At 58.8% G+C, this 24,958-nt stretch carries 22 protein-coding genes; 11 read left to right on the top strand and 11 right to left on the bottom strand.

Features of this window, described 5'->3' with window-relative positions:
• Positions 1-5: 5 nt before the first annotated feature.
• Entirely contained in the window at positions 6-1,952 is a 1,947-nt protein-coding gene (locus tag MJ639_RS09305) for a PrkA family serine protein kinase (RefSeq protein ID WP_243370621.1), read from the bottom strand.
• A 529-nt stretch (positions 1,953-2,481) separates the two neighbouring features.
• On the opposite strand from MJ639_RS09305, the gene MJ639_RS09300 reads away from it, so the two are divergent.
• Both MJ639_RS09300 and MJ639_RS09295 read left to right on the top strand, forming a co-directional pair.
• Entirely contained in the window at positions 2,482-3,546 is a 1,065-nt protein-coding gene (locus tag MJ639_RS09300) for an NAD(P)-dependent alcohol dehydrogenase (protein ID WP_243370618.1), read from the top strand.
• 158 nt (positions 3,547-3,704) lie between these two features.
• Positions 3,705-4,568 (top strand): YihY/virulence factor BrkB family protein, encoded by an 864-nt coding sequence (locus MJ639_RS09295; RefSeq protein ID WP_243370615.1) that lies wholly within the window; start codon positions 3,705-3,707, stop codon positions 4,566-4,568.
• A gap of 48 nt (positions 4,569-4,616) precedes the next feature.
• Here the strand turns inward: MJ639_RS09295 and MJ639_RS09290 are convergent, their stop codons facing one another.
• Both MJ639_RS09290 and MJ639_RS09285 read right to left on the bottom strand, forming a co-directional pair.
• Complete coding sequence (locus tag MJ639_RS09290) at positions 4,617-6,368, bottom strand: catalase (RefSeq protein WP_279306568.1); 1,752 nt, start codon at positions 6,366-6,368, stop codon at positions 4,617-4,619.
• 158 nt (positions 6,369-6,526) lie between these two features.
• On the bottom strand, positions 6,527-7,006 hold the full coding sequence (locus MJ639_RS09285; protein ID WP_243370613.1) for an HlyU family transcriptional regulator: 480 nt from the start codon (positions 7,004-7,006) through the stop codon (positions 6,527-6,529).
• A gap of 15 nt (positions 7,007-7,021) precedes the next feature.
• Here MJ639_RS09285 and MJ639_RS09280 point away from each other — a divergent pair, with 15 nt between their 5' ends.
• The 3 genes from MJ639_RS09280 to MJ639_RS09270 are packed head-to-tail and all read left to right on the top strand — an operon-like array spanning position 7,022 to position 8,719.
• Positions 7,022-7,375, top strand: coding sequence for a DUF6152 family protein (locus tag MJ639_RS09280; RefSeq protein ID WP_243370610.1), 354 nt, complete (start codon positions 7,022-7,024; stop codon positions 7,373-7,375).
• Positions 7,376-7,379: 4 nt separating this feature from the next.
• Positions 7,380-7,847 carry a hypothetical protein gene (locus tag MJ639_RS09275; protein WP_243370607.1) on the top strand — a complete coding sequence of 156 codons (468 nt, stop codon included), beginning with the start codon at positions 7,380-7,382 and terminating at the stop codon, positions 7,845-7,847.
• A gap of 26 nt (positions 7,848-7,873) precedes the next feature.
• A complete protein-coding gene (locus tag MJ639_RS09270; RefSeq protein WP_423790771.1) occupies positions 7,874-8,719 on the top strand; it encodes a lytic transglycosylase domain-containing protein in 846 nt (281 codons plus the stop codon).
• A gap of 37 nt (positions 8,720-8,756) precedes the next feature.
• Here MJ639_RS09270 and MJ639_RS09265 read toward each other — a convergent pair whose 3' ends face one another.
• Both MJ639_RS09265 and MJ639_RS09260 read right to left on the bottom strand, forming a co-directional pair.
• Complete coding sequence (locus tag MJ639_RS09265; protein WP_243370604.1) at positions 8,757-9,407, bottom strand: CYTH domain-containing protein; 651 nt, start codon at positions 9,405-9,407, stop codon at positions 8,757-8,759.
• 456 nt (positions 9,408-9,863) lie between these two features.
• Complete coding sequence (locus MJ639_RS09260; RefSeq protein ID WP_243370600.1) at positions 9,864-11,051, bottom strand: fumarylacetoacetate hydrolase family protein; 1,188 nt, start codon at positions 11,049-11,051, stop codon at positions 9,864-9,866.
• 163 nt (positions 11,052-11,214) lie between these two features.
• Between MJ639_RS09260 and MJ639_RS09255 the strand changes: the two genes are divergently transcribed.
• From MJ639_RS09255 to chrA, 4 genes are all read left to right on the top strand, one after another.
• A complete protein-coding gene (locus MJ639_RS09255) occupies positions 11,215-11,433 on the top strand; it encodes a hypothetical protein (RefSeq protein WP_243370597.1) in 219 nt (72 codons plus the stop codon).
• 53 nt (positions 11,434-11,486) lie between these two features.
• Positions 11,487-12,251: an LOG family protein gene (locus tag MJ639_RS09250; protein ID WP_243370594.1), complete on the top strand. Its 765-nt coding sequence runs from the start codon at positions 11,487-11,489 to the stop codon at positions 12,249-12,251.
• 143 nt (positions 12,252-12,394) lie between these two features.
• A complete protein-coding gene (locus tag MJ639_RS09245; protein ID WP_243370590.1) occupies positions 12,395-13,222 on the top strand; it encodes a chromate resistance protein ChrB domain-containing protein in 828 nt (275 codons plus the stop codon).
• Complete coding sequence (gene chrA, locus MJ639_RS09240) at positions 13,219-14,613, top strand: chromate efflux transporter (RefSeq protein WP_423790770.1); 1,395 nt, start codon at positions 13,219-13,221, stop codon at positions 14,611-14,613. Before MJ639_RS09245 ends, chrA begins: the two co-directional genes overlap by 4 nt.
• Before the next feature lie 58 nt (positions 14,614-14,671).
• Here the strand turns inward: chrA and MJ639_RS09235 are convergent, their stop codons facing one another.
• Both MJ639_RS09235 and MJ639_RS09230 read right to left on the bottom strand, forming a co-directional pair.
• The gene (locus tag MJ639_RS09235; RefSeq protein WP_243370587.1) at positions 14,672-15,451 is read right to left on the bottom strand and encodes an SDR family oxidoreductase; all 780 of its coding nucleotides are present in this window, start codon (positions 15,449-15,451) and stop codon (positions 14,672-14,674) included.
• 17 nt (positions 15,452-15,468) lie between these two features.
• Complete coding sequence (locus MJ639_RS09230; protein WP_243370584.1) at positions 15,469-16,422, bottom strand: dihydrodipicolinate synthase family protein; 954 nt, start codon at positions 16,420-16,422, stop codon at positions 15,469-15,471.
• Between the two features lie 84 nt (positions 16,423-16,506).
• Here MJ639_RS09230 and MJ639_RS09225 point away from each other — a divergent pair, with 84 nt between their 5' ends.
• Positions 16,507-17,433, top strand: coding sequence for a DUF817 domain-containing protein (locus MJ639_RS09225; RefSeq protein WP_243370582.1), 927 nt, complete (start codon positions 16,507-16,509; stop codon positions 17,431-17,433).
• Here the strand turns inward: MJ639_RS09225 and MJ639_RS09220 are convergent.
• The 4 genes from MJ639_RS09220 to MJ639_RS09205 form a co-directional block, all read right to left on the bottom strand.
• Positions 17,378-17,830, bottom strand: coding sequence for a ribosomal maturation YjgA family protein (locus tag MJ639_RS09220; RefSeq protein ID WP_243370580.1), 453 nt, complete (start codon positions 17,828-17,830; stop codon positions 17,378-17,380). The two genes, MJ639_RS09225 and MJ639_RS09220, sit on opposite strands and share 56 nt — an antisense overlap.
• Positions 17,831-17,901: 71 nt before the next feature.
• The gene (locus MJ639_RS09215) at positions 17,902-18,072 is read right to left on the bottom strand and encodes a hypothetical protein (RefSeq protein ID WP_243370975.1); all 171 of its coding nucleotides are present in this window, start codon (positions 18,070-18,072) and stop codon (positions 17,902-17,904) included.
• A gap of 86 nt (positions 18,073-18,158) precedes the next feature.
• Positions 18,159-20,945, bottom strand: a complete 2,787-nt coding sequence (gene ppc / locus MJ639_RS09210) for a phosphoenolpyruvate carboxylase (protein WP_243370578.1) — start codon at positions 20,943-20,945, stop codon at positions 18,159-18,161.
• Between the two features lie 98 nt (positions 20,946-21,043).
• Positions 21,044-22,348 (bottom strand): Hsp70 family protein, encoded by a 1,305-nt coding sequence (locus MJ639_RS09205; RefSeq protein ID WP_243370576.1) that lies wholly within the window; start codon positions 22,346-22,348, stop codon positions 21,044-21,046.
• A gap of 249 nt (positions 22,349-22,597) precedes the next feature.
• Between MJ639_RS09205 and MJ639_RS09200 the strand changes: the two genes are divergently transcribed.
• Complete coding sequence (locus MJ639_RS09200) at positions 22,598-24,943, top strand: Tex family protein (protein WP_243370573.1); 2,346 nt, start codon at positions 22,598-22,600, stop codon at positions 24,941-24,943.
• Positions 24,944-24,958: the final 15 nt, after the last annotated feature.

Below are 24,958 nucleotides of genomic sequence, written 5' to 3'. Positions count from 1 at the left end.
GTTGATCAGCCTGCCTGCTTCACACGCATGTACCATTCCACCAAGCGTCGCACCTGCCGCTCGGTATAGCCTCGCTCCATCATTCGCCGCACGAACTCGCCATGTTTTTTTTCGGTTTCGCTGTCCTTCTTCGAACCGAAGCTGATGACAGGCAGCAATTCTTCAACCTGGGAAAACATCCGGCGCTCGATGACGTCGCGGATTTTTTCGTAGCTCGTCCACGAGGGATTTCGCCCGTTATTGCTGGCCCGCGCGCGGAGCGAGAATTTCACCACCTCGTTGCGGAAATCCTTCGGATTCGCGATTCCTGCCGGCTTCTCGATCTTCGTCAGCTCCTGGTTCAGGAGCTCACGATTGAGAAGCTGACCTGTATCCGGATCCTTGAAATCCTGATCCTCAATCCAGGCATCCGCATAGGAAACGTAGCGATCAAAGAGGTTCTGACCGTAATCGTGGTAGGATTCCAGATAAGCCTTCTGGATCTCGTGCCCGATGAAGTCGGCATAGCGAGGAGCAAGCTCTCCCTTGATGAACTCCAGATAGCGCCTCTCGACATCCTGAGGCAGTTGTTCGCGCCTGAGCGATTGTTCAAGCACATACATGAGATGGACGGGATCAGCCGCCACCTCGATGGTGTCGTGGTTGAATGTGGCGGACAAGACCTTGAAAGCGAATCGGGTAGAGATGCCGTCCATGCCCTCGTCGACGCCGGCCGCATCCTTGTATTCCTGCAGGCTGCGGGCCCGAGGATCGACCTCACGTAAACTCTCTCCGTCATAGACTCGCATCTTGGAATAGAAATTGGAGTTCTCGTGCGCGCGAAGTCGTGAGAGAACCGAGAAGCGAGCCAGCATTTCAAGCGTTGCCGGGGCGCAGGGCGCTTCCGCAAGCTCCGAGGTGCGTATCAGTTTCTCGTAGATCCTTTGCTCTTCGGTCACACGGAGACAGTAAGGAACCTTGATCACATAAATGCGATCAATGAACGCCTCATTGTTCTTGTTCGACTTGAAGCTTTGCCACTCGGCCTCATTCGAGTGAGCCAGGATGATGCCGGTAAACGGGATGGAACCGATATTCTCGGTGCCGACATAATTGCCCTCCTGTGTCGCAGTCAGGAGGGGATGCAGCATCTTGATCGGCGCCTTGAACATCTCAACGAATTCGAGAATGCCCTGGTTGGCGCGATTGAGGCCACCGGAGTAGCTGTAGGCATCAGGATCGGCTTGGGAGAGGGTTTCGAGCTTACGGATATCCACTTTGCCGACGAGAGAGGAAATATCCTGATTGTTCTCGTCACCAGGCTCCGTCTTGGCGATCGCCACTTGCCGCAAGCGTGAGGGATTGATTCTCACGACGCGGAATTTTGAAATGTCGCCGCGAAATTCATCAAGTCGCTTGATAGCCCAGGGACTGAGGAGATTGGTCAGGCGACGGCTGGGAATCCCATAACGCTCTTCGAGCATGGACCCCATCTGCTCAGGATCAAACAAGCCTAGCGGGCTCTCGAACACAGGGCTGATCTCATCGCCGGCCTTGAGCACATAGATCGGATGGGCTTCCATCAGCGCCTTCAGGCGCTCGGCGAGGGAGGATTTTCCGCCACCCACGGGGCCGAGGAGATAGAGAATCTGCTTACGCTCTTCCAACCCCTGAGCGGCATGGCGGAAGAAGCTTACGATCATCTCGATCGTCTCTTCCATGCCATAGAATTCGGAGAAGGCCGGATAAATGCGGATCGTCCGGTTCATGAAAATGCGGCCGAGACGCGCGTCCTTCGACGTGTCGACGAGCTCCGGCTCGCCGATCGCCGCCAGGATCCGCTCGGGAGCGCTCGCATACATCATCGGATTGTCGCGGCACCCTTCCAGGTATTCCGCAAGGGACATTTCCGCCTCGCGGCGGTTCTCATAGGACTTTAGGAAACTCGAGAACAGGTCGTCGGAATGAAGCATGGCGCCACCGAATACAGATCCCTCTCAGAGATAACGATTCTGCACCGCTAAGGTTGCCCAGACCATGCCGTGCGATGATGCGTCAGAACGTGCCTATGACAGCTTCCCCTTCGTCGTGCGGTCTTTCGCGATGCGGTCACGATGCCTGGATCTGCGAGCGGGCATCGATGATGCAACGGAGCCGTCTATCTCAACTAGCCTCCCGGATTGCTGTTGGCAGGGCAAGTCAACTTTTTCTTACACGCACCAAATTTTGGCATGCTGCCTCGCTGCCGCGATTATGATGAACGGAAGCTGTCCCAGCACTGCATCCAGCACCCTCTTGATGAGGTAGTTCTTGAGTGCCTGAAAACTAGAACTAAGGTGGAAATAAATATTTATGATATACTGTTATAGTTCATATCGATCCAACGATGAACGTGCCACATTTGCGACTGATGCACGTTGACGGCATTCCCACCTCGCCTATCGTCTGCTCACACAGTGCTCTGCTCGTGACTGCACAGCTTTCTTGCAAATGGAGATCCTTATGATCAAGGCCGTCGGCTACGCAGCCCAAGACGCGACAACACCGCTTGCTCCCTTCAGCTTCGAGCGTCGCGATCCTAAAGAAAACGACGTTCAGATCGAGATCCTCTATTGCGGGGTCTGCCATTCCGATCTCCACACTGTCCGCGGCGAATGGGGCGGCACGCTTTATCCCAGCCTGCCTGGTCACGAAATCGTGGGGCGTGTCACCAAGATCGGCAGCGGCGTCACGAAGTTCAAGGCAGGCGATCTCGTCGGCGTCGGCTGTATGGTGGATTCCTGCCGCACCTGCCGGAGTTGCCGTGAGGGGCTCGAGCAATATTGCGAGGTTGGGTTCACGGGTACTTATAACGGGCCAGAACAGGGCACTGGCGCCAATACCTATGGCGGCTATTCCGACATGATCGTGGTGGACGAGAGCTTTGTCCTGCGCATTCCCGATGGGCTCGATCCTGCGGCGACGGCCCCACTTCTCTGCGCTGGCATTACCACTTATTCACCCCTGCGCCGCTGGCGGGTTCAAGCTGGGCAAAAGGTCGGCGTCGTCGGCTTGGGCGGCCTTGGCCATATGGCCGTCAAGCTCGCCCGTGCCATGGGTGCGCATGTGGTTCTCTTCACTACCTCGCCCAACAAGCGGGAGGACGCGCTTGCACTCGGCGCTCACGAGGTGGTGGTCTCCAAGGATAAGGATGCGATGGCGGCCCATCGCAACAGCTTCGATTTCATCCTTGATACAGTGGCAGCCCCTCACGACCTTGATTCCTATCTTGTGCTCTTGGCGCGCGACGGCGCCATGGTTTTGGTCGGCGCTCCGGCAGAGCCTCATCCGGCGACGACCGTCTTCAACCTGATCATGAAACGACGCCAGATTGCCGGATCACTCATTGGAGGCATCGCCGAAACGCAGGAGATGCTCGATTTCTGCGCCCAGCATGGGATCACATCAGAAATCGAGATGATCCCGATCCAGAAGATCAACGAGGCTTATGAGCGGATGCTTCGGAGTGACGTCAAATACCGCTTCGTCATCGATATGGCCTCGCTCAAGCAGGAGGCGGCTTCCTAAGCACACCAAGAATGCGAAACGATGGACGAGAGGGCTGTTGCTCAGCTGAGCAACAGCCCTCGCCTTTCAACAAGGAACAAGACAAGGTTCCTCCCGGTTTAAGGTTAAAGCAACCGATATACCCGCCTGTCTCGCCGGCGGAGGGAGACGGCGCAGGCATGCTTTCCGAAACAGGGCGCCTCTTGAAGGCCGCTTTCGTGGGATGGTGGAACGACCGCGCCATGAGCCTCGGCGCCTCCATCGCATTCTTCACCGTCTTTTCCCTGGCACCTATGCTGCTCGCGGCCATTGCCGTGGCTGGCCTCGCCTTTGGACGTGAAGCAGCTCAAGGCGCCATTGTCGGTGAGCTTGGCGGCATGATCGGCGTGAACGAAGCCTCGGCCTTGGAAGCCCTGATCGCGAGCGCCAGCAATGTGGGCTCAGGGATCTTAGGCACGAGTGTCGGAATCATAACATTTCTATTGTTGGTGAGTGGCGCCGTGGTGGAGCTTCAGGACAACCTGAACATCATCTGGAAGGCGAAGCCGCCAGAAGGCTCCGGCCTAATCAACTTTTTTCGGACACGACTCGTGAGCTTCGCCTTGGTGCTCGGCATCGGCTTTCTGCTGCTGGTCTCATTGGTCATCGACGCGGGCCTGTCCGCTTTCAGCATCTATATCGAACCCAACTTTTCCGGCGCGACAATCATCCTGCATTTCCTCAACAGTCTCGTCTCATTCATCATCGCCGTCCTTCTCTTTGCGATGATCTTCAAGATTTTGCCGAACGTCGACATTACCTGGGGCGACGTCTGGACTGGATCGCTCGTGACGGGACTTCTGTTCACGATAGGCAAGTTCCTGATCGGTTATTATCTGGGCTCCAGCAACATCGCTTCGAGCTATGGCGCAGCCGCCTCCATCATCACCATCCTTCTCTGGATCTATTATTCTTCCCTCATTCTGCTCTTCGGCGCAGAATTCACGAAAGTCTATGCGGAACGCCAGGGCAGCCGCAGCCGCATAGTGAGCACCAGCCCTTGATAAAAGGCGGGCAGGTTGCCATCCCGCCTTTCATTCAACGCACAAATTTTATTCGGCCGCTTGGCGCGTCGCGGGAGTGGTCGGAACGTTCTGCATTCCACCCAAGACTTCCTCGGCCGAAGCCTTGTAATTCTTTACGGAACTCGTCCACTGTCCCCAAACGGTCGAATCGATTTCATCGCCGTTCTTGCCCAAGTTCTGCAAACGGCGCTTTTCGTCCTCTGTCAGAACCTGCTTTGCCAAGGGCGGCAATTTCCGGACATCGTCGGCAGAAATGCCGAGCATCTGGCCGACGCGCTTACCGTAATCGTCATGGACCATGAACAGGTGCCAGACCATTCGTTCCTGCACGTCCCGTTCACATTGTCCGAGAAGAGTGCCCATGTTGAGCACGAGGTCATCCCGCTCCCAATCCATCATGGTGCAATAGCGCCCACGGGCGTGAATATAGTCGTTGCGGCGCTCAATCACGCTTCGTGTCAGGCGCCCTTTGATTTCGGGAAGATTGTTAGGCTCCTCGCGGGGCGATTCATGGAGCCCATCATGGATCGAGGGTTCATAATTCACATGCGGATTTTGGCCTGGCGCCAGATCCCGCCCGAATGACATTTGTCCGCCGTTCAAGTTGGTCGCCACCTTGGCGCTCTTGGCCTGGTTCACGGGCAGCTGGAGGTAATTGGTGCCGACGCGGTAGCGTTGCGTATCGGAATAGGAAAAGGTCCGGCCTACGAGCATCTTGTCATCAGAGAAATCGAGGCCGTCGACGAGCACGCCGGTCCCCATAGCGATCTGCTCGTTCTCATTGAAGTGATCCTCGACATTTTTGTTGAGGGTCATCACTCCCACATGATGAAGCGGGAAATCCTTCTCCGGCCAGATCTTGGTATCGTCCAGGGGATCCCAGTCGAGTTCCGGATGGTCGTGATCTTCCATGATCTGCACATACAGATCCCATTGCGGATACTCGCCGCGCTCGATGGCTTCGAAGAGATCCTTGGAGGCTGAACCGAGATCCTGACCCTGGACCTTGGCCGCCTCCTCCGCCGTCAGGCTCGCCAGGCCGCAGCGCGGATGGAAGTGGTACTTCACCAGCACCGTATCGCCTTCCGCATTCACCATCTTGTAGGTGTTCACGCCGAAGCCTTCCATATGCCGGTAGCTCGCCGGAATGCCGCGTGGGCTGAACAGGTGAGTCAGCATATGCATGGACTCGGGCGTTTGGCTCATGAAGTCGAAGATGCGGTTCGGCTCCTGGCGGAAGGTGACCGGATCGGGCTTCAGCGAATGAATGACATCCGGAAACTTAATGGCATCGCGGATGAAGAAGACCGCGAGATTGTTGCCAACGAGATCCCAATTGCCGTCCTCCGTATAGAATTTCACGGCGAATCCACGAGGATCGCGCGCTACTTCCGAGGAATCCCGACCGCCGATCACGGTGGAGAACCGGATCGCCAACGGTGTTTTCTTGCCTGCCTGCTGGAAGAGTTTGGCGCGCGTGTATTTGGAGGCAGGTTCGCTGCCGATCTTGCCCGTTGCCTCGAATTCGCCATAGCAAACGAAGCCGCGGGCATGGACGACGCGCTCCGGAATCCGCTCTCTGTCGAAGTGGGTAATTTTCTCGAGGAACTGGTAATTTTCCAACGTTGCTGGACCGCGTGCGCCCACCGTGCGCTGCGATTGATTGTTGGCAATCGGGTGACCCTGACGGTTCGTCAAAACCTTGGCCGAAGATTCCGGGCTCGAAGTCTTGTCTGATGAGGACTTGCCGGATTTGGGGTCCTTGGATTTATTCGCCATCTGGTTCTCCCTCCTGAAGCTGGCCAGCGCTTGGCGCTGAGCCAACACGCAGTGCAGTCACTGGTTTCGCAGCCACGTTCGAACGCGGCGAAAGGAATTACCTGATGCAGACTTTTCGAAAGGAAATAGAGAAAATCAGCCTTATCGGAGAACCGCGATCAGCCGAATATGCGATCGCCCTGTTCGTCGATGATCTGCTTCGCTTTGACGATGGCAAAGGCCTCCGCATCAGCCTTGCTGGGATGGGCCTCGGCGCGAACGAACCGATGCTCCTTCAGGCCAGCTTCGGTTTCCTTCTCAATGATGCCGGCGGTCTGGTATTGCCCCTTGGAGGAATAGGGCGCCGGCCTGATCCGAAAGCCTTTGTACTCGATGGCTTCCACCGCAGCTTCACTGACGCTGCTGTCCTTGCTGCCTGCGAAGCGCGTCCAAAGGTCTTTCAGGAACGAAGCCATGATATCTCCGGTAAATGACGATTCGTCACGCAACAGCATATCTCTTGTGGGCCCTGGAGGGTCAATCCTCCTGGATACAATCACAAGCTGCTGATCGCGCCTTAAAACAAGGTTTCGAACCTTGACCGGCCTGCCTTTGAGGTCAACTTTGATCGGGAAGTCAGCTCGATTGAGACTGATCAAGCATAGGAGCCGCGCATGAAGCATCCTCTGTTCGCTCTGTGCCTGTCCGGCACGCTCCTGACAGGCGGCTTCGCTTTCGCCCATCATGGCTGGGGCAGCTACGACGCCTCCAAGCAATTCTCCATTACCAGCACCGTTCAGCAGGCTGATTGGCAGAACCCGCACGTCATGGTCGTCGTGTCCTATAACAACAGGAATTGGGAAGCTGTTCTGGCACCTCCCTTCCGCATGAACGCCCGCGGCCTCAGCCCGGACATGCTCAGAGCCGGCACGCAGGTCACTCTTGTCGGCTATCCCTCAACCCGCGTCGAGAATGAGCTGAGAGCGGAAAGGATCACCGTCGGCGGCAGAACCTACGAGTTGCGTTGAGCCGATGTATCTCGAGTTCCTTGCCGCGCTGGAAGCCTCTTGGCTGGGTCATGCAGGCCGACATTCGGCGTGGCTCTATACGGCCGCCAATCTCATTCACGTACTCGGCGCCGCCTTCCTTGTCGGCGGCATCGCCGTGTTCGATCTGAAGGTTCTGGCTGAGCACGGGAAGCATGCGCAACAAGTCGGGCGGTATGCCATCCCTCTCGCGGCCTTGGGACTGGCGCTCCAGGTACCGACAGGAATTCTTCTGCTCGCGGTCGAAGCGCGTGCCCTCGGCGTCAATCCTGCTTTCTACGTCAAACTTGTCTTCATCGCGGTCGGCTTAATCAATATCATCCTGTTCCACGTCCGCTTCAATTCCGCTCTGCGCACAGGCGCGCTACCTCCGGAAGCGCGTGCCTATGCGCTCATTTCCCTTGTCGCATGGATCATTGTTCTTCTGGCGGGGCGAATGATCGCCTATCTGTAACTCCATCTTCCGGCCGACAGGTGATCATGCGCATCTGGCTCGCATCTTTCTGCGGATTCATGCTGCTTTGCTCCCACGCCGGGGCGTCGCAAGGGATGTCTGGCGAAACGGTCGATCAAGCCCTATGCCGCCTCATCGAGGACGCCGCCCAAAAGCACGAGGTGCCGAGAGACTTCCTGACGAAACTGATCTGGCGTGAAAGCTCGTTCCGGACCGGCGTCGTCAGCTCCGCTGGAGCGCAAGGCGTGGCACAGTTCATGCCAGGGACAGCCAGGGAGCGTGGACTGGCTGATCCGTTTGACCCTGAACAAGCCATTGCGAAGGCCGCTGAACTGGTTGCCGATCTCGCCGCGCAATTCGGCAATCTGGGCCTTGCCGCAGCAGCCTATAATGGAGGCCGGGCACGGGTCCTGTCATGGCTCGAAGGGCGGGGAGATCTGCCTGTTGAGACCCGAAGTTATGTTATCAGCATCACGGGACGCGCGGCGGAGGAATGGGCGGACGACGCGAAGAAAGGCCCACAGAGGTTTACCGAAACACAGACAAAAGCTGAAAGCTGCCAGCAAATCGTTTCCGCACTTCGCACACCGGCAGGACGCTCTGACGGAGAAGCCCCCTTTGCTCCCTGGGGTGTACAGCTGGCAGGGAACTTCTCAAAAGCGCAGGCGCTCTCAACCTATATGCGCGCGAGCCAGGCTTATGCTTCCCTGCTGAAGGACGCACGCCCCATGATCATCGGGACGCGTTTGCGCTATCGCGGATCGAGAACCTTCTATCGGGTACGTGCGCCAGCCGATACACGCAGGAGTGCCGAAGAGCTCTGCCAGAAGATCCGTTCTTTGCGCGGCAGCTGCATCGTGCTGCCCAGTTGATAAAAAAGCCTGGATCTTTCGATCCAGGCTTTCAGCTTTAGCGGCGTTGCGGACGCAAGGATCGCGCCAGTTCGCGGATCACATTGTCTTCGATGCTGAGATCGTTGCTCTCGTCTTCAGCAATTTCGACATCCGTCGAGACAGGGGACGGCTGCTGCGCGGCAGACCTGCCTTGCCCCGGAGATTGTCCTCGCTCCGATGCTGCGGGAGGCGCGCCATTCTGTACGATCTCGACTTCGGCGGAATTTTTCGCCTGGTGATGCGTGGTGTAGGAGCGCCCGGCGCTGTACCGGTTCTCAAGCGTGTCGAGCAGACTATTGAGAGCAGCATTCGACAGCGGCACCTCCGGCATTTGCGGCGGGCCGTTCAAGGCGATCGCGCGATTCTGATAGGCGGTCTCCTTCGTGACATCGGGACCGAACCAGGAAAGCGGCCGGAAATCCCGCGCCTCATCCTCACTCTCGAAGGAGACGGAAATCATGTCGAAAGGACCAGGCGTGACGAAGCGAGCAATCTGAATGTCGCGTGTGCCAACAGTCAGGTGGGTGAGCAAATAATCGAGCTTACCGGGGGTTACATCGAGCAGGGCCTCGGCATGAGCACGCGGCACTTCCGTGCGCTCCTCCACAGGACCATTGGCTCCTGCATGAACCAAAACGAGACTGCCTTTTTCACCATCTACGATCACGAAGGAGCTTCGGTCAGCCTGGTTTGGGAAATGGCCTTCCGTGACGCGATTGCCGCCTCTTTCTTTTCTGATCAAACGCGCAAGAGACGAGGCAATAAGATAACGTCGATAAGCAACCATTTTTAAGCTCTCTATGACAATGCGCGAATTACGTCTGCTGGCCTTTAAAACCTGCCATCTTTCCACTCAATGGAATGACGTTTCGATTCATGCCACTCATGCCGGATATGCATGTCATGGAACGCGACAACATTCGGAGCGACAGGATCAGTTTTCTTTCAGGCCAACAACTCTTTGTGATCGCTTATGATGGCGCCCGAAAGGCAAACTTCAATGGAATACCCACAAAGCTGTTTTTGATCTGCAAATGCGGTTAATTCAAAAGTATTGAAATGACATTAGCAAGGCGAGAAGCGCATCGGAATCATACAAGGATGCGCCCCTCGTTTTTTAAGATCAGTGCGCCTTCAAAAGACCGCGGGAGGCCAAGTTCGTCATCAAAGCGCGCAGGCCGAACGTCCAAAGCTCACAGTCGGAGCTCGGCTTCATACGGTTCACGAGCTTTCCGAGTTTCGGTGCGGCGATGGTGACGATATCGCCTGTCTTGTGCGTAAAGCCCATTCCAGGCTCGTCGCGGTCCTGTGTCGGCGCGAACATGGTACCAAGAAAGAGCACGAAACCGTCCGGGTACTGATGGTGCGGACCGAGCGTCTGCGCAACAAGATCCTCAGGATCGCGGCTAATCTTGGTGATGGATGACGAGCCTTCGAGCTTGAAACCGTCTTCGCCTTCTACCGTCAATGTGACATTGGTTCCCCGCACATCGTCGAGGGAGAAGCTGTCGTCGAAGAACCGCACGAAGGGACCCAGTGCGCAGGAGGCATTGTTGTCCTTGGCCTTCGAGAGCAACAGCGCGGAGCGGCCCTCGAAGTCGCGCAAATTGACATCGTTGCCCAATGCAGCGCCGACGATCCGGCCCTCGGCTGTCACGACGACGACCACCTCCGGCTCGGGATTGTTCCAGGTTGATTTCGGATGCAGGCCCGCATCCATGAGGGCGCCGACAGACGACAGAGTCGGAGCCTTCGTGAAAACCTCTGCATCGGGGCCGATGCCGACCTCGAGATACTGGCTCCAGGCTCCCTGCGCAACGAGCACATCCTTCAATGCCATTGCTTCGCGCGAGCCAGGTCTCAGGCGGCTGAGATCATCCCCCACTAGGCGCAGCACCTCCGTGCGAATGGCTGCGGCGGCACTCGCATCGCCTCGAGCCCGTTCCTCGATGACACGCTCCAGCATGGACACCGCGAAGGTCACGCCGGCGGCCTTCACCACCTGCAGATCGACGGGAGCCAGAAGCCACGGCCTTGACGGATCGCGCGCATCGGATGGTGTGTTCGCCATGATTTCATCGAGCGAGGCGATCCTCTCGCCTTCAGCGGTCTTCACGACCTGGGCCGGATCACTCTGTGCAGCGAGTTCGCTCATCGTGGAGCAAGTCGCGGAAATATCGAACACGCCCTCCTCGCGCATGGCAACCACGCAAGGGCCTATCCCTGGACGCCATACGCGCCCGGCGAGAGCACCGCTGCAGCCGTCGACCGGCAGGATATCCGTAGCTTTCAATGAGGATAGGCGATTCACAGTCGGGGCTCCCTTTACGTCTCAAGGGCTCTCTTACCCTTGTTCGCTGTGAATATAGCGACCTTGGCGTTAGAGCCCAGAGTCAAATGTACTGACCCGTGCGGATCGGAACAAAGCCCAACAATGCCCGTTCGGAACCGAGTAACACCATAAGGATCTCGTCATGTCCGATACACCCAATCCGACACCGCCGCAGCCGAATGTGCCCAATCCAGCTCCTCAGCCTGTCCGTCCCGATCCTGGTCCGCCTGGAATTCCGAGCCCGGGCGAACCTCTGGGCGTCCCACCGGTTACGCCGAGCGAGGCTCCGAGCCCCGGCGAGCCCCTGGGCGTTCCTCCGTCGAGCCCTCCGGAAATCCCAACACGTCCCACGGGCTCTTAACCATAGGCGCAAGATGTGCTTTCTGCGGGGCGGGACAACAGGAGTTCCTGCGCATGGATGACAGAAAGCCCTCGAGCACGGCCCAGATGGCCTCCCCCTCCTATCGCCTGGCTGCCCTCGACCAGGATTTCCTGCTGGGCGATTCCACCCGGGGCGTTCGCTTTCAGCTGGAATATGTGAAGGCGGAAGAGAATCTGCGTATCTGGGGCGTGCGCTCTACCATCGTCGTGTTCGGCAGCGCTCGCGTCCGCGAGGACGGTCCGGGGCGGCATCCCTACTGGTATGAGCAAGCCCGCGCCTTCGGCGCCATCGCATCCCAGCGAGGCGGAGCTTTGACTGCCAGCGGAGGCCTGCGCGACAACGTCATCGCAACGGGGGGTGGGCCCGGGATCATGGAGGCTGCCAATCGCGGAGCCTACGACGTGAACGCGCCGTCCATCGGCTTCAACATCACCCTGCCGCACGAGCAGGAGCCCAATGCCTATTCTACGCCCGACCTGACCTTCCGCTTCCACTACTTCGCCATGCGCAAGATGCATCTGGCCATGCGCGCCAATGCTCTCGTGGTTTTCCCCGGCGGGTTCGGAACTCTGGATGAGTTGTTCGAAGTCCTCACTCTCCGCCAGACCGGAAAGGCCCCGCCTCTTCCAATTGTGCTATTCGACAAGGGGTATTGGCAGTCCATCATCAAGTTCGATGCCCTCTTGGAGCATGGCATGGTGAGCGAGCACGACCGCAAGCTCGTGCACTTCGCGGAAAGCGCCGAGGAGACATGGGCCACGTTGGTGGAGAACGGTCTTATGGTCTCCGCTGAGTAGGCCACGCCTGCAACGCTGACTGCGCGCTAAGGAATTGACAAAATCTGGTGCTGGGCATGTAATACCGATATGGGGATTGCGATCTCCCCACGAGGCGACAGGCCCAAGCATCGCATCCGCTCTAACTTTTTAACGGATGCACCATGTCGTCACTCAACACGATCTCCCCCGAAAAGCTCGCTCGACTCATCGGCACGCCGAAATGCCCTGTGCTTATCGATGTTTGTACGGATGAGGACTTTGCCGCAACTCCCTTCATGCTCCCAGGTTCGAGACATCGACCTTATGGCAAGGTTTCGGAATGGGCTCATGACTATGTCGGTCAATCCGTCGTCGCGATCTGCCAGAAAGGGCTGAAGCTCAGCCATGGGGTCGCAGCCTGGCTTCGCCATTCTGGGATTACTGCCGATGCTCTGGAAGGCGGTATTCTAGCTTGGTCGCAGGCTGGTCTTCCCGTCGTGCCAAAAGCGAAACTGCCACCACGAGATGCTCAGGGTCGCACCCTATGGGTCACACGCTCGCGGCCCAAGATCGACCGGATCGCGTGCCCCTGGCTCATCCGCCGCTTCATCGATGCTAACGCAGTCTTTCTCTTTGTGCCGACATCCGAGGTCCAGGACGTCGCTGAGCGTTTCGGAGCAACGCCATTCGATATCGAGGGTGACGGGGTCTTCTGGAGTCATCGAGAAGAACTCTGCACGTTCGACGTGATGATCCAAGAGTTTGGTCTCACGACCGAGCCACTCCTGCGACTTGCCACAATCGTCAGGGGAGCCGATACGGCACGGCTTGATCTTGCTCCCGAAGCACCTGGCCTGCTTGCCGCCTCATTAGGCCTCTCGCGCATGTTCGCGGATGACCTTGCTCAACTCGAGGCAGGCATGCTGCTTTATGATGCGTTCTACCGTTGGTGCCGGGATGCGACGGATGAGACACACAACTGGCCTTCGAAGAGCGGAGGCTTGAAATGAGCATGGCATTCGAGAGCATGGAAAAGAACACCACTAAAGAAGCGGCCCGTCTCACCGTTTCCTTCGGGGAAGCATTCCGCGTATGGCTGCGCGTCGCAGCCCTGAGCTTCGGCGGCCCGGCAGGACAGATTGCGGTCATGCACCGCATCCTCGTCGAGGAAAAGCGCTGGATTTCCGAGACACGATTTCTGCATGCCTTGAATTATTGCATGCTTCTGCCAGGACCCGAGGCACAGCAATTGGCGACCTATATGGGATGGCTGATGCACCGCACCCTCGGCGGCATCATGGCCGGTGGGCTGTTTATTCTGCCCGGAATTGTCGCCATCATGGGCCTGAGTTGGATCTATGCCCTTTATGGCAATGCGGGCTTCGTCGCCGCGCTCTTCTTCGGCTTAAAGGCCGCTGTCCTTGCGGTCGTTCTGGAAGCTGTGATGCGCATCGGCAAGCGTGCATTGAAGAATGGAGTGATGGTCGGCATTGCTGCGGCGGCATTCGTGAGCATTTTCTTTCTGGGCATCCCATTTCCGCTCATCATCCTAGCCGCCGGATTTATCGGTTTCATGGGAGCAAAATCCGGCATTTCTCACTTCGCAACAGTCAGCTCGAAGAGCGATGATGCATCCGATGATCTTCTCGGCAATGATCTCCCCGCCCATGCACGTCCGAACGGAAAGCGAACTCTGTGCGTCGCTTTCGTATGGCTTGCGCTCTGGCTCATTCCTGTCGCGACGCTTCTCTTCGTGCTCGGTCTGGATGATGTCTTCAGTCAGATCGCGTTGTTCTTCTCCAAAATGGCCATGGTCACATTCGGTGGCGCCTATGCCGTCCTGGCATATGTGGCGCAGCAGGCGGTGGAGACTTATGGTTGGCTGAAACCGGGTGAGATGCTCGATGGTCTCGGCATGGCCGAGACGACGCCGGGGCCTCTGATCATGGTGCTGCAATTCGTAGGCTTCATGGCGGCGTTTCGGGACCCGGGAATGCTTCATCCGCTTATCGCCGGAACCCTTGGCGGGCTTCTTACGACCTGGGTGACGTTCGCGCCCTGCTTCCTGTGGATCTTCCTCGGCGCCCCTTACATTGAGGTCTTGCGCGGCAATCGTTCTTTAAGCGGCGCGCTCTCCGCAATTACAGCGACCGTCGTCGGCGTCATCGTCAACCTGGCGCTCTGGTTCGGCATTCATACGATCTTCCGCGAGGTTCGTGCCGTCGCATGGGGACCGTTCAACCTCGATGTTCCCGTGTGGGGCAGCGTGAATGTCTGGGCGCTGCTGCTGGCGGCGGCCGCGATCGTCGCTATGTTCCGCTTCAAAATCGGCATGCTGCCGACACTGGCGGCAACCTCATTGGCAGGCATTGCGCTTTACGCACTCGGCATCATTGCCTAAGGCGAATGTTCAAAAAATGTGAGGAAGGCAGAGTGATCTGCCTTCCTCATTGCTTGATTTAAGTCACCGACGAGATCTGTCCGCCATCGACCCGCAGGATTGAGCCTGTCATGAAGGAGGCTTTCTCACTCGCGAGGAAGACGGCAGCGGCAGCGAATTCCTCGATCTCGCCATAGCGGCCCGCCGGAATGCCGGCGCGGGCAGCAGCAGCGACGTCTTCCACGGAGCGGCCCGTACGCTCGGCATTGGCAGCGTCGAGTTGCTTTAGGCGATCGGTGGCGATGCGGCCTGGTGCGATGGCATTGATCGTAACGCCGGAGGACGCAACCTCGCTGGCGAGCGTCTTTCCCCAGCCGACGAGCGCCGGACGGATGGCGTTGGAAATGGCGAGATTCGGGATCGGCTGAATCACGCCCGACGAAATCACCGAGATGATGCGGCCGAATTTACGCTCGATCATGCCAGGAAGAAGATGATCCGTGATGCGCACGAGATTGACGAACATGGCATCGAAGGATTGACGCCATTGATCGGACGATACGCCTTGAGCCTTGCCGGGAGGCGGGCCGCCGCTGTTGAGCACGAGAATGTCGACGCCGCCGAGCGCCGCCGTCACGCCCTTGGCAAGAGCATCGACCTGCTCCACCTTGCCGGTGTCGCAGACGAAAGGCAGCACATCCCGGCCAATCTTGTCGGCAGCGGCTTTCGAGCCCTCCATGGTGCGGCTTGCGATGGCAACGCGCGCGCCCTCTTCCGCAAGCCCCTGCGCGATGCCGAAGCCCAAGCCCTTGCTCGCCCCGAGAACGAGCGCGCGCTTTCCTTCCAACCCTGTCTTCATCCTCATCAGTCTCCTTGTTATTCCGAACGCTCGATGCGCTGCATCAGCCAATCGATTTCCGAGATGGTCTCTGGGCTCAGCTTCGGCCCGGGCTTACGCAGCGTGTCGTGAGCGATGATGCCACGTTTCTTCAAGACATATTTACGGACTGCGAGGCCAACGCCGGGCTGTGTCTCGTAGCGCACGAGCGGCAAGTGCCGGTCGAAGAGATCGTGTGCCTCCTTGCGCTTGCCCTGATTGATGAGATTGACGACGCCGACCAGCATCTCGGGATAAGCATAGCCCGTCATCGCGCCATCGGCGCCACGCTCCATCTCGAAGGGAAGGAACAGGCCGCCATTGCCGCAGAGAATCGAAACACGGCGCACCTCACCTTTATCGCTGGCGCGGCGCAGGGTGGTGATCTTGTCGAGACCCGGCCAGTCCTCATGCTTGAGCATAACGCAGGACGGGCTCTGCTCGATGATGCGCATGATCACCTTCGGTGTCATGACGACATTCGTCGTGAGCGGATAATCCTGGAGAACGAAGGGCACATCCGCACCGATAGCCTCCACCGCATCGGCGTAATAGGTGACGATCTGATCGTCGGTCTTCAGCGTCGAGGGCGGCGCGATCATCACGCCTGCGGCGCCGGCATCCATGGCCTTAGCGGACAGGGCCGACATCGCTGCGAAGCCGGCAGCCGACACGCCTACGATCACCGGCACGCGCCCAGCGACCGCTTTCATCACTTGGCGAACGAAAGCCTGAGACTCGTCGGCGGTGAGTTTCGGTGCTTCGCCCATGATCCCTAGGATCGTCAGCCCTGTGGCGCCTGCTTCGAGATAGGCTTCGACCATGCGGTCGGTAGAGGCCATATCGAGCCGTCCATCGCTCTCAAAAGGCGTGGGGCAAATGACGTAGACGCCAGCAGCGGAACTCGTGAGCAAGACTTCCTCCCTGAAGGGGATATGAGGGGTTTTCTCCATACACGCCCTGAAGCATCTTCTCCAGGGGCAATGCCCTTATGCGGATGCCTTGGCAGGAAGAAATCTCCATGTCATAGGAGTGAAATGCTGTTACGCAAAAATCATCCCAGCTCCGCCAAACTCTGGCCCTTCACAGCCCGCTTCATCTCAGCCGAAGAACGGCTTTCCCAAGCCTTCGAGAGCAAGGGACCTTGGGCGGCCGGGCTCTATGAATTCCTGCGCTTCGGCATCAAGCAGGGATGGGCCTGCCTGTTCGGCGGTCTCATGGTGGCTCTGCTGATCGCCACCAAGCTGTGGTACCCGGCCGGCGCATCTCTGGCGCGCTACGACTTCCTTTTCATCGCCGCCATCCTGATCCAGGGTGTTCTGATTGCAGCGCGCCTCGAGACCTTGGAAGAAGCCAAGGTCATTCTTCTCTTCCATGTGGTCGGAACAGCCATGGAGATCTTCAAGACCTCGGTCGGGTCATGGGCCTATCCTGAGGCGAGCTTGTTCAAGATTGGGAACGCACCACTCTTCGCAGGCTTCATGTATGCGGCAGTAGGCAGCTACCTCGCCCGCGTGTGGAGACTTTTCGACTTTCGCTTCACGTATCACCCGCCCATCTGGGCGACCATTCTTCTATCGGTGGCCATATACATCAATTTCTTCGCGCACCATTATATTTCTGATGTCAGGCTGGCGTTGTTTGCGCTGACCGCTCTGCTGTTCGGCCGTACCACGGTCTACTTCAAGGTCTGGCGTGTTCACCGCCACATGCCGCTTCTGCTCGGCTTCTTCCTGGTCTCTCTCTTCATCTGGTTCGCCGAGAATATTGGCACCATCACGGGCGCCTGGCTCTATCCGCATCAGGCCAAAGGCTGGTCCATCGTTCCCTTCACTAAGCTCGGGGCGTGGTTCCTGCTGATGATCATTTCCTATGTCATGATTGCAGCCCTCAACCGGCCGCAGATCTTCATTCCGGAAAAGAAGAACGAGCCGCTGGTGAAACCTGAATCCGTGAGCGCTTGAAGGCTCCGTCCGCAGCAGCCGCCAGCATGATGCCGGCAGCATAGGCGACGATGTTCCAGACCGAGAAGATGCGTCCCAGCAGCAACTGACCTGCAAGGGTTCTGCGGAAGGCATCGAGTTCTGGCGTCTGATAGAGGCGGAAAAGCTCGGACAGAACCGCGATGCTCAACGCGATCAGGATGATCGTGCGCAGGCGAGCAAAGGGTACGCAGAAGGCGACCATGGCATAGACCATAGCGCCCCAGATCGTCGACCCGCCGTATTTGACGATGGCATAGGGCAAGCCAACAGGAACAAGGCGCAGGGCACTGCCGCTGATGATCGCAGCAAGCGCCGCAGCGCCATAACAGAGGCGTGCTTTGATTGCCTCATTCGAGGAAAGGCTTAATCTCATCATCCATGCCGGGCTGATTGCAGTGATCACGCATAAAGCATGGCCAGCCCGGCATGGCTACAGAGATCGACCCTTTACTTGTGGCCGCCACCCTTCTTGCCGCCGCCATCCTGCTTGTTGACGGTGGCCCAGGCGCGCCGTTCGGCTTCCTTCTCCGAGACGCCACGGTTCTCGTAGCCTTCCTCGATATGCTCGGCCTTGCGCTTCTGCTTGTCGGTATAGGATGACTTGTCACCGCGAGACATGGCTTCCCTCCTCTCGTTGGAACGAGAGCCGTTCAGCTCTCGCGCTTCCAACGAGAGGGCGGCCAGGCGGTTCCAAGCCGCGCGCTTCAGCCGCTGTTGCGCAGGCCGGCAGCGATGCCGTTGATGGACAGGTGAATGCCTTGCACCACCTGATCATCGGCATCGCCCGAACGGTGACGCTTCAACAGCTCGATTTGAAGATGGTTCAGCGGATCGAGATAAGGAAAACGGTTGCGGATGGAGCGTGCGAGGAGCGGATTTTTATCAAGCAGGGTTTCCTGCTCCATGATCGCGAGCGAAGCCTGGATAGAGGCTTCCCACTCGTGCCTCAGGCGCGGAAAGATCGCCTCACGCAGCGCTTCGTCCTCGACTAGCTTCGAATAGCGTGACGCAATGGCGATATTGCTCTTGGCGAGCACCATGTCCATGTTCGAAAGCAGCGCTTGGAAGAATGGCCATTCACGGTACATCTCGCGCAGGAGTGCCATGCCCTTCTCGCCGTTCTTTTCCAGGAAGGCGTTAACGGCGGAGCCGAAGCCGTACCAGCCCGGCAGCATGAGACGGCATTGCGCCCAGCCGAACACCCATGGAATGGCGCGCAGATCCTCAATGCGGCGCGAGTTCGTGCGCGAGGCGGGACGGCTGCCGATATTGAGATTGGCGATCTCGCCGATCACCGTGGATTCCCAGAAGTACCGTTCAAAACCTTCCGTCTCATAGACAAGGGCGCGATAGGCCTTGTAGGCGTTTTCCGACAGTTCCCCCATGGCCTTGAGGTATTCCGCGCGAGGAGCTGTCTGTTCCGAGTGAAGCAATGATGCCTCAAGTGTCGCGGCAGCCAGGATTTCGAGATTGCGTCGTCCGAGATCGGGATTGGAATACTTGCCCGCAATCACTTCGCCCTGCTCGGTAATACGGATCGCGCCCTGCACGGCGCCGCCGGGCTGTGCGAGGATCGCCTGATAGCTTGGGCCGCCACCGCGACCGACCGAGCCACCGCGACCGTGGAAGAGGCGTAAGGCGACGTCGTGTTGCTTGAACACCTCGACAAGCTCGGTTTCCGCCTTGTAGAGCTCCCAACCCGAAGTGAGATAGCCGCCGTCCTTGTTGCTGTCGGAATAGCCGAGCATGACCTCTTGAGCCTGATGCCGGCTGCGCAGGAGACGCATGTAATCGGGAAGCGCGAAGAGATCATTCATTACGCGGCTGCAATTGCGCAGATCGGCGATCGTCTCGAACAACGGGATGACGTTGACCGCCATCTCACCTTCGCGCGGGCGCAGGAGGCCAGCCTCTTTCAACAGAAGCGCGACTTCGAGAATATCGGACGGATCGCTCGCCTTCGAGATCACATAGTTCGGCACCGCGGCCTGTCCATATCGCCGATGTGCCTCGGCAGCCTCATGGACAATCGCAAGCTCCTTTGCCGTCTCCTCGGAATAATCCAAATACGGCGACGTCAGCAGCCTCGGTGTTCTCAACTCCTCGAGAAGAAGCGCGACGCGCTGTTCCTCTGAGAGCGTATCATACGTCGTTCCGGGGGCAGTCTTCTCGAACAGTTCCGCCACCACGCGCTGATGCACGTCGGAATTCTGGCGAAGATCGAGACTCGCGAGATGGAAGCCGAATACATCGACGGCGCGGCGCAGACGGCGTAGGCGTCCCCGCGCGAGCACTCCGGAGCCGTTCGTCACAAGCGAGCGATGCAGAATCGACAGATCGCCTGCAAATTCCTCCACGCTGCCATAGGCAGGAGCCTCGCCCACGGCATGGCGCGCCACGTCCCCATGACCGAAGCTGGAAGCAGTTGCTGCCAACCGCGCATACATGCCCGAGATCGCGAGACGATAAGGCTCACCTTGGCGATGAGGCGAGTGATCCGGGGAAGCCTTGGCGAGTTCGCGCACCTGCTCGGACACGTTCACATAGCGCTCATCGAGCGAGAGCTCAGCACCCAGGCAATGCAGCTCCTCCAGATAGAAGCCGAGCGCGTGCTTGCTCTGCAGGAGCAGCGCCTGCTTGAGTGCGTCCGCCGTTACGAACGGGTTGCCGTCGCGGTCGCCGCCGATCCAGCTTCCCATGCGCAGAAAGGAGGGAATTTCCAGTGTCTGCCAAGCCGGATCAATGGCCGCAAGCTGATCCTCCAGCGAGGCATAAACGCGGGGCAGCTCCTTGAAGAAAGTGTAGTCATAATACGAGAGGCCGTTCACTACCTCATCGATCACCTTCAGTCGGTTGCGGCGAAGAATGCTCGTCTGCCAAAGGATGAGCACGGCACGACGGATTGCATCCTCGGTCGCAGCCTCTTCCTCGGGCGTCAGATCATGCCGATCGCGCTGAGCAAGAATCTGCGAGATCTCCATCTCTCGATCGATGGTACTCTTGCGGCGCACTTCCGTCGGATGCGCAGTCAGCACTGGAGAAACTAGGGCGGAAGCAAAGAAGGCCTGGAGTGCTGCCTGGCTGACGCCCGCCTCCTTCGCCAGCTTCAAGGCACGCGCGATGGTGCCTTCACGCGGCTCCGGCGCTTCCAGGGCGTGAGCACCCGCTGTGGCATGAGCGCGGGAACGGCGCACGTGATGCTGGTCCTCGGCGATATTCGCCAGATGCGAGAAATAGCTGTAGGCGCGAATGATCTGGTTCGAGCGTCCCCGGGAGAGGCTGTTCAGGATCGTCTCGAGCTCCTTGCGGGCCGCCTCGTCTTCATCCCGGTGAAAGCGGATCGAGGTCTGCCGGATACGCTCCACGATCTCATAGACCGCCTCACCCTCCTGCTCGCGGATCGTATCGCCCAGAAGCCGGCCGAGAAGCCGGATGTCATCGCGGAGCGGAAAATCCTTTTCAGGGGTGACATCGGGGTTGATGAGGGACAAGGGCCGGCTCCCAGTTCAAGCTTTCATGCTGCGCTGCGAAATAAAACCCTTCTCATGTCCGCCGCAAGCGTAATTTTCTTTCGCGACCCAGGGCTAAATCACATTGCCCAGCGTCCAGGCTCCGCGGTCTGGCCGATCAAGGCCAGGCCATAGGCAATCGATTCGAATTGATCAGCAGAGGTCAGCCGCTCCTCACCGAAGCGCTCGACAAAGAGCTGGCGGATGGCAGGAACGAAAGAGGTTCCGCCTGTGAGGAACACCTTATCGATGTCGTGAGCCCCTACACCGGATTTTGCCAGCGCGTCATCCACCGTCTCGGCGATGCGCCGTACATCGTCCGCAATCCAGCTCTCGAAATCCCTGCGCGCGATCCGTGCCGTGATATCGACGTTGCCTTCCTGGAACCGGAACTCCGTCTCGTCCTGGCTCGACAAGGCCACTTTCGCGGCGGACACCGCGCGATAAAGAGCAAAGCCCAAATCGTATTCGATGATGTCGATGAACTTTTCGAGCGGTTCCGGCTCCAGCGCCGTCTTGGCGAGATCACGCAGCTCCTTCAGATCACCACTGCCCTTCATCATCGCAAGCTGGTTCCAGCGCGCGAAATTGGCGTAGTAATGATTGGGAATCGACAGCGTCTTGCCCATGGAACGATAGAGCCCGCCCTTGCCGAGCCGGGGCGAGACCACGTGATCGACGATGCGGTAATCGAAGGCATCGCCAGCGATGCCGATACCCGAATGCCCGAGCGGCTCCGCGCGCAAAGCACCGGCCTCCCGCGAGAAGCGCATCACCGAAAAGTCGCTGGTGCCGCCGCCGAAATCCGCCACCAGAACGGTGGAATCGCGATTGAGCTGGCGCGCATAGAAGAAAGCTGCGCCTACGGGCTCATAGACATAGCGCGCATGATCGGCCCCCAGCTTGCCGAAGGCGGCCTTATAGCGCTGCATGGCGAGAGCTTCGTCAGGATTATAGCCTGCGAACCGCACGGGTCGACCGATCACCACGTTGCGCACGCCCCAATCGAGCTGCGAACCGCCATGGCGCATGAGCGTGCGCAGGAAAGTGCTCAGCAGATCCTCGAAGCGATAGCGGTCGCGGAAAATGCGGGTTTCCTGAAAGGAGGCACTTCCGGCGAATGTTTTGAAGGACTGGATGAACCGGTGCGGGTCGAGCCCTTCCAGAAATTGCTCGATGGCCCAAGGTCCGCCTTCCACCCCCGTGCGCAGGCCGTTGCCGTGGCGTTCGTCCCAGAAACAAAGGGCGGTGACATAGACCTTGAGCCTCTCGCCCCCATGGTCGAAGGTCAGCGCTTCCACATTCCCGCGCGAATCGGCCACCGCCACCACCGTATTGCTGGTGCCAAAATCGATACCGATGGACAGATCAGAAGAAGCGGACATAGGCATACCCGGCAAGCTGCGGCTGAAGGGCCGGACGGTCTATAGCGTTAACCCTCGCTGGCCAAGAGGTTTTTCGTAGAATCGGTGCGAATCGTTCCCTTAAGGCACTGCGACCCCGGCGCTGGGGATAGCCCGTTGACCCGAGGGGCTCGCACACCGTAGAAGCCGCGCCTCAGAGCATTTTTCGGCGAAGTGGGTCCGGTTCGTCGTCAAAAATTGCGTCATAAGAAAGAAATTGCGGAGATCTTCATGCTTTCCATCGGTCAGCGCATTGCGAACGAACTCAATGTGCAGGAGTGGCAGGTCAAGGCCGCAGTCGATTTGCTCGACGGTGGCTCGACCGTTCCCTTCATCGCGCGCTACCGCAAGGAAGTGACCGGAACGCTCGACGATGCGCAGTTGCGCACCCTGGAGGAGCGCCTGCGCTACCTGCGCGAGCTGGAAGACCGCCGCAAGACGATCATCGAGAGCATCAGGGAGCAGGGCAAGCTCACCGACGAACTGGCTCTCCAGATCAACACCGCCGATACCAAGGCGCGCCTAGAAGACCTCTACCTGCCCTATAAGCCCAAGCGCCGCACCAAAGCGCAGATCGCCAAGGAAGCCGGGCTCGAACCGCTGGCCGACCTCATTCTCGCGGAACCGCAGCGCGATCCGAAGACAGAGGCCGCTGCTTTCGTGAATACGGAAAAGGAAGTCGCGACTCCGGAGGCGGCCCTTGAAGGCGCGCGCGCCATTCTGGTGGAGCGATTTTCGGAAAACGCGGAACTGCTGGGAGGCTTGCGCGACATCTATTGGGAGCGCGGCAGCCTCACGTCCAAGGTGCGCGACGGCAAGAAAACAGACGGTGCGAAATTCGCCGATTACTTCGACTTCGCTGAGCCTCTCACGAAGCTGCCCTCCCACCGCATTCTGGCACTCTTCCGCGGCGAGAAGGAGGAAATCCTCGATCTGCGCATGGAAGAGGACAAGGATGCAGCCGAACCCAACTATGTGAGCCGCTATGAGGGCCGCACGGCGCTGGCCTTCGGCATCGTCGATCAGGGACGCCCCGGCGACAAGTGGCTGCTCGAGACCGTGCGCTGGGCCTGGCGCACGAAGCTGCGCTTCTCCATCGAACTCGATATGAAGATGAAGCTCTGGCAGCTCGCCGAGGACGAAGCGGTGAAGGTGTTCGCAGGCAACCTGCGCGATCTTCTGCTGGCCGCGCCTGCCGGCACGCGCCCCACACTCGGCCTCGATCCCGGCTACCGCACCGGCGTGAAAGTGGCCGTGGTGGACGCGACCGGAAAAGTGGTTGCGACCGATACTATTTATCCGCACGAGCCGAAGCGCCAATGGGATGAGTCCATCGCGACGCTCGCGCGCCTGTGCCGCGTGCATAAGGTGGAGTTGATCGCCATCGGCAACGGAACCGCATCACGCGAGACAGACAAGCTCGCGGGCGAGCTGGTGAGCAAGCATCCCGATCTGACACTCACGAAGATCATGGTGTCGGAGGCAGGCGCATCCGTTTACTCCGCATCGGCTTACGCAAGCCAGGAGCTGCCTGAACTCGACGTGTCGCTGCGTGGCGCGGTCTCCATCGCCCGTCGCCTGCAGGATCCGCTAGCGGAACTCGTAAAAATCGATCCCAAATCCATCGGCGTTGGCCAGTACCAGCACGATCTTGCCGAATACAAGCTCTCGCGCTCTCTCGATGCGGTGGTGGAGGACTGCGTGAACGCGGTGGGTGTCGATCTCAACACCGCTTCCGCACCGCTTCTATCGCGGGTGTCAGGCCTTGGTGAGTGGGTTGCAAAGAACATTGTGGAACACCGCAATGCCAAGGGACCGTTCAAGACGCGCAAAGCCCTGGGCGACGTGCCGGGCCTCGGCCCGAAGACGTTCGAACAGGCGGCGGGCTTCCTTCGCATTCCGAATGGCGACGATCCGCTCGATGCCTCGGGCGTTCATCCGGAAGCCTATCCGGTCGTGCGCCGCATCATTGAGGCTACGAAGAGCGACATCAAGGTTCTCATCGGCAATGGCGGCGTCCTGAAGAAGCTGAGCCCGCAGAGCTTCACGGATGAGAAGTTCGGCGTTCCGACCGTCAAGGACATTCTCTCGGAACTCGAGAAGCCAGGCCGCGATCCTCGTCCGGAATTCAAGACGGCGACCTTCATGGACGGTGTCGAGAAGATCAGCGACCTGAAGCCCGGCATGATGCTGGAAGGCGTGGTGACGAACGTCGCCGCTTTCGGCGCCTTCGTCGACATCGGCGTGCATCAGGACGGCCTGGTGCATATCTCCGCGCTGTCCGACACTTTCGTCAAGGACCCGCGCGATGTGGTAAAGCCTGGCGACATCGTGAAGGTGAAAGTTCTCGAGGTGGATATCCCGCGCAAGCGCATCTCGCTGACCATGCGAATGAGCGATCCTGCCGAGAAACGTCCCGCTGGTCGCTCCGACGAGAACCGTGGCGCGTTCCAGAAGCATCGCTCGCAGGAGACGAAAAAGGCCGCGACTCCGGCGGCTTCGGGCGGCGCCCTGGCGGATGCCTTGAGACGCGCGGCTCAAGGCTCATCCGGCAAAGACAAGAATACGCGCCGCTGATTTTTCGGAGCCTGT

Source organism: Microvirga solisilvae, assembly GCF_022808595.1.
GTDB classification, from domain to species: domain Bacteria; phylum Pseudomonadota; class Alphaproteobacteria; order Rhizobiales; family Beijerinckiaceae; genus Microvirga; species Microvirga solisilvae.
This window is presented reverse-complemented; position numbering and strand designations above follow the sequence as displayed.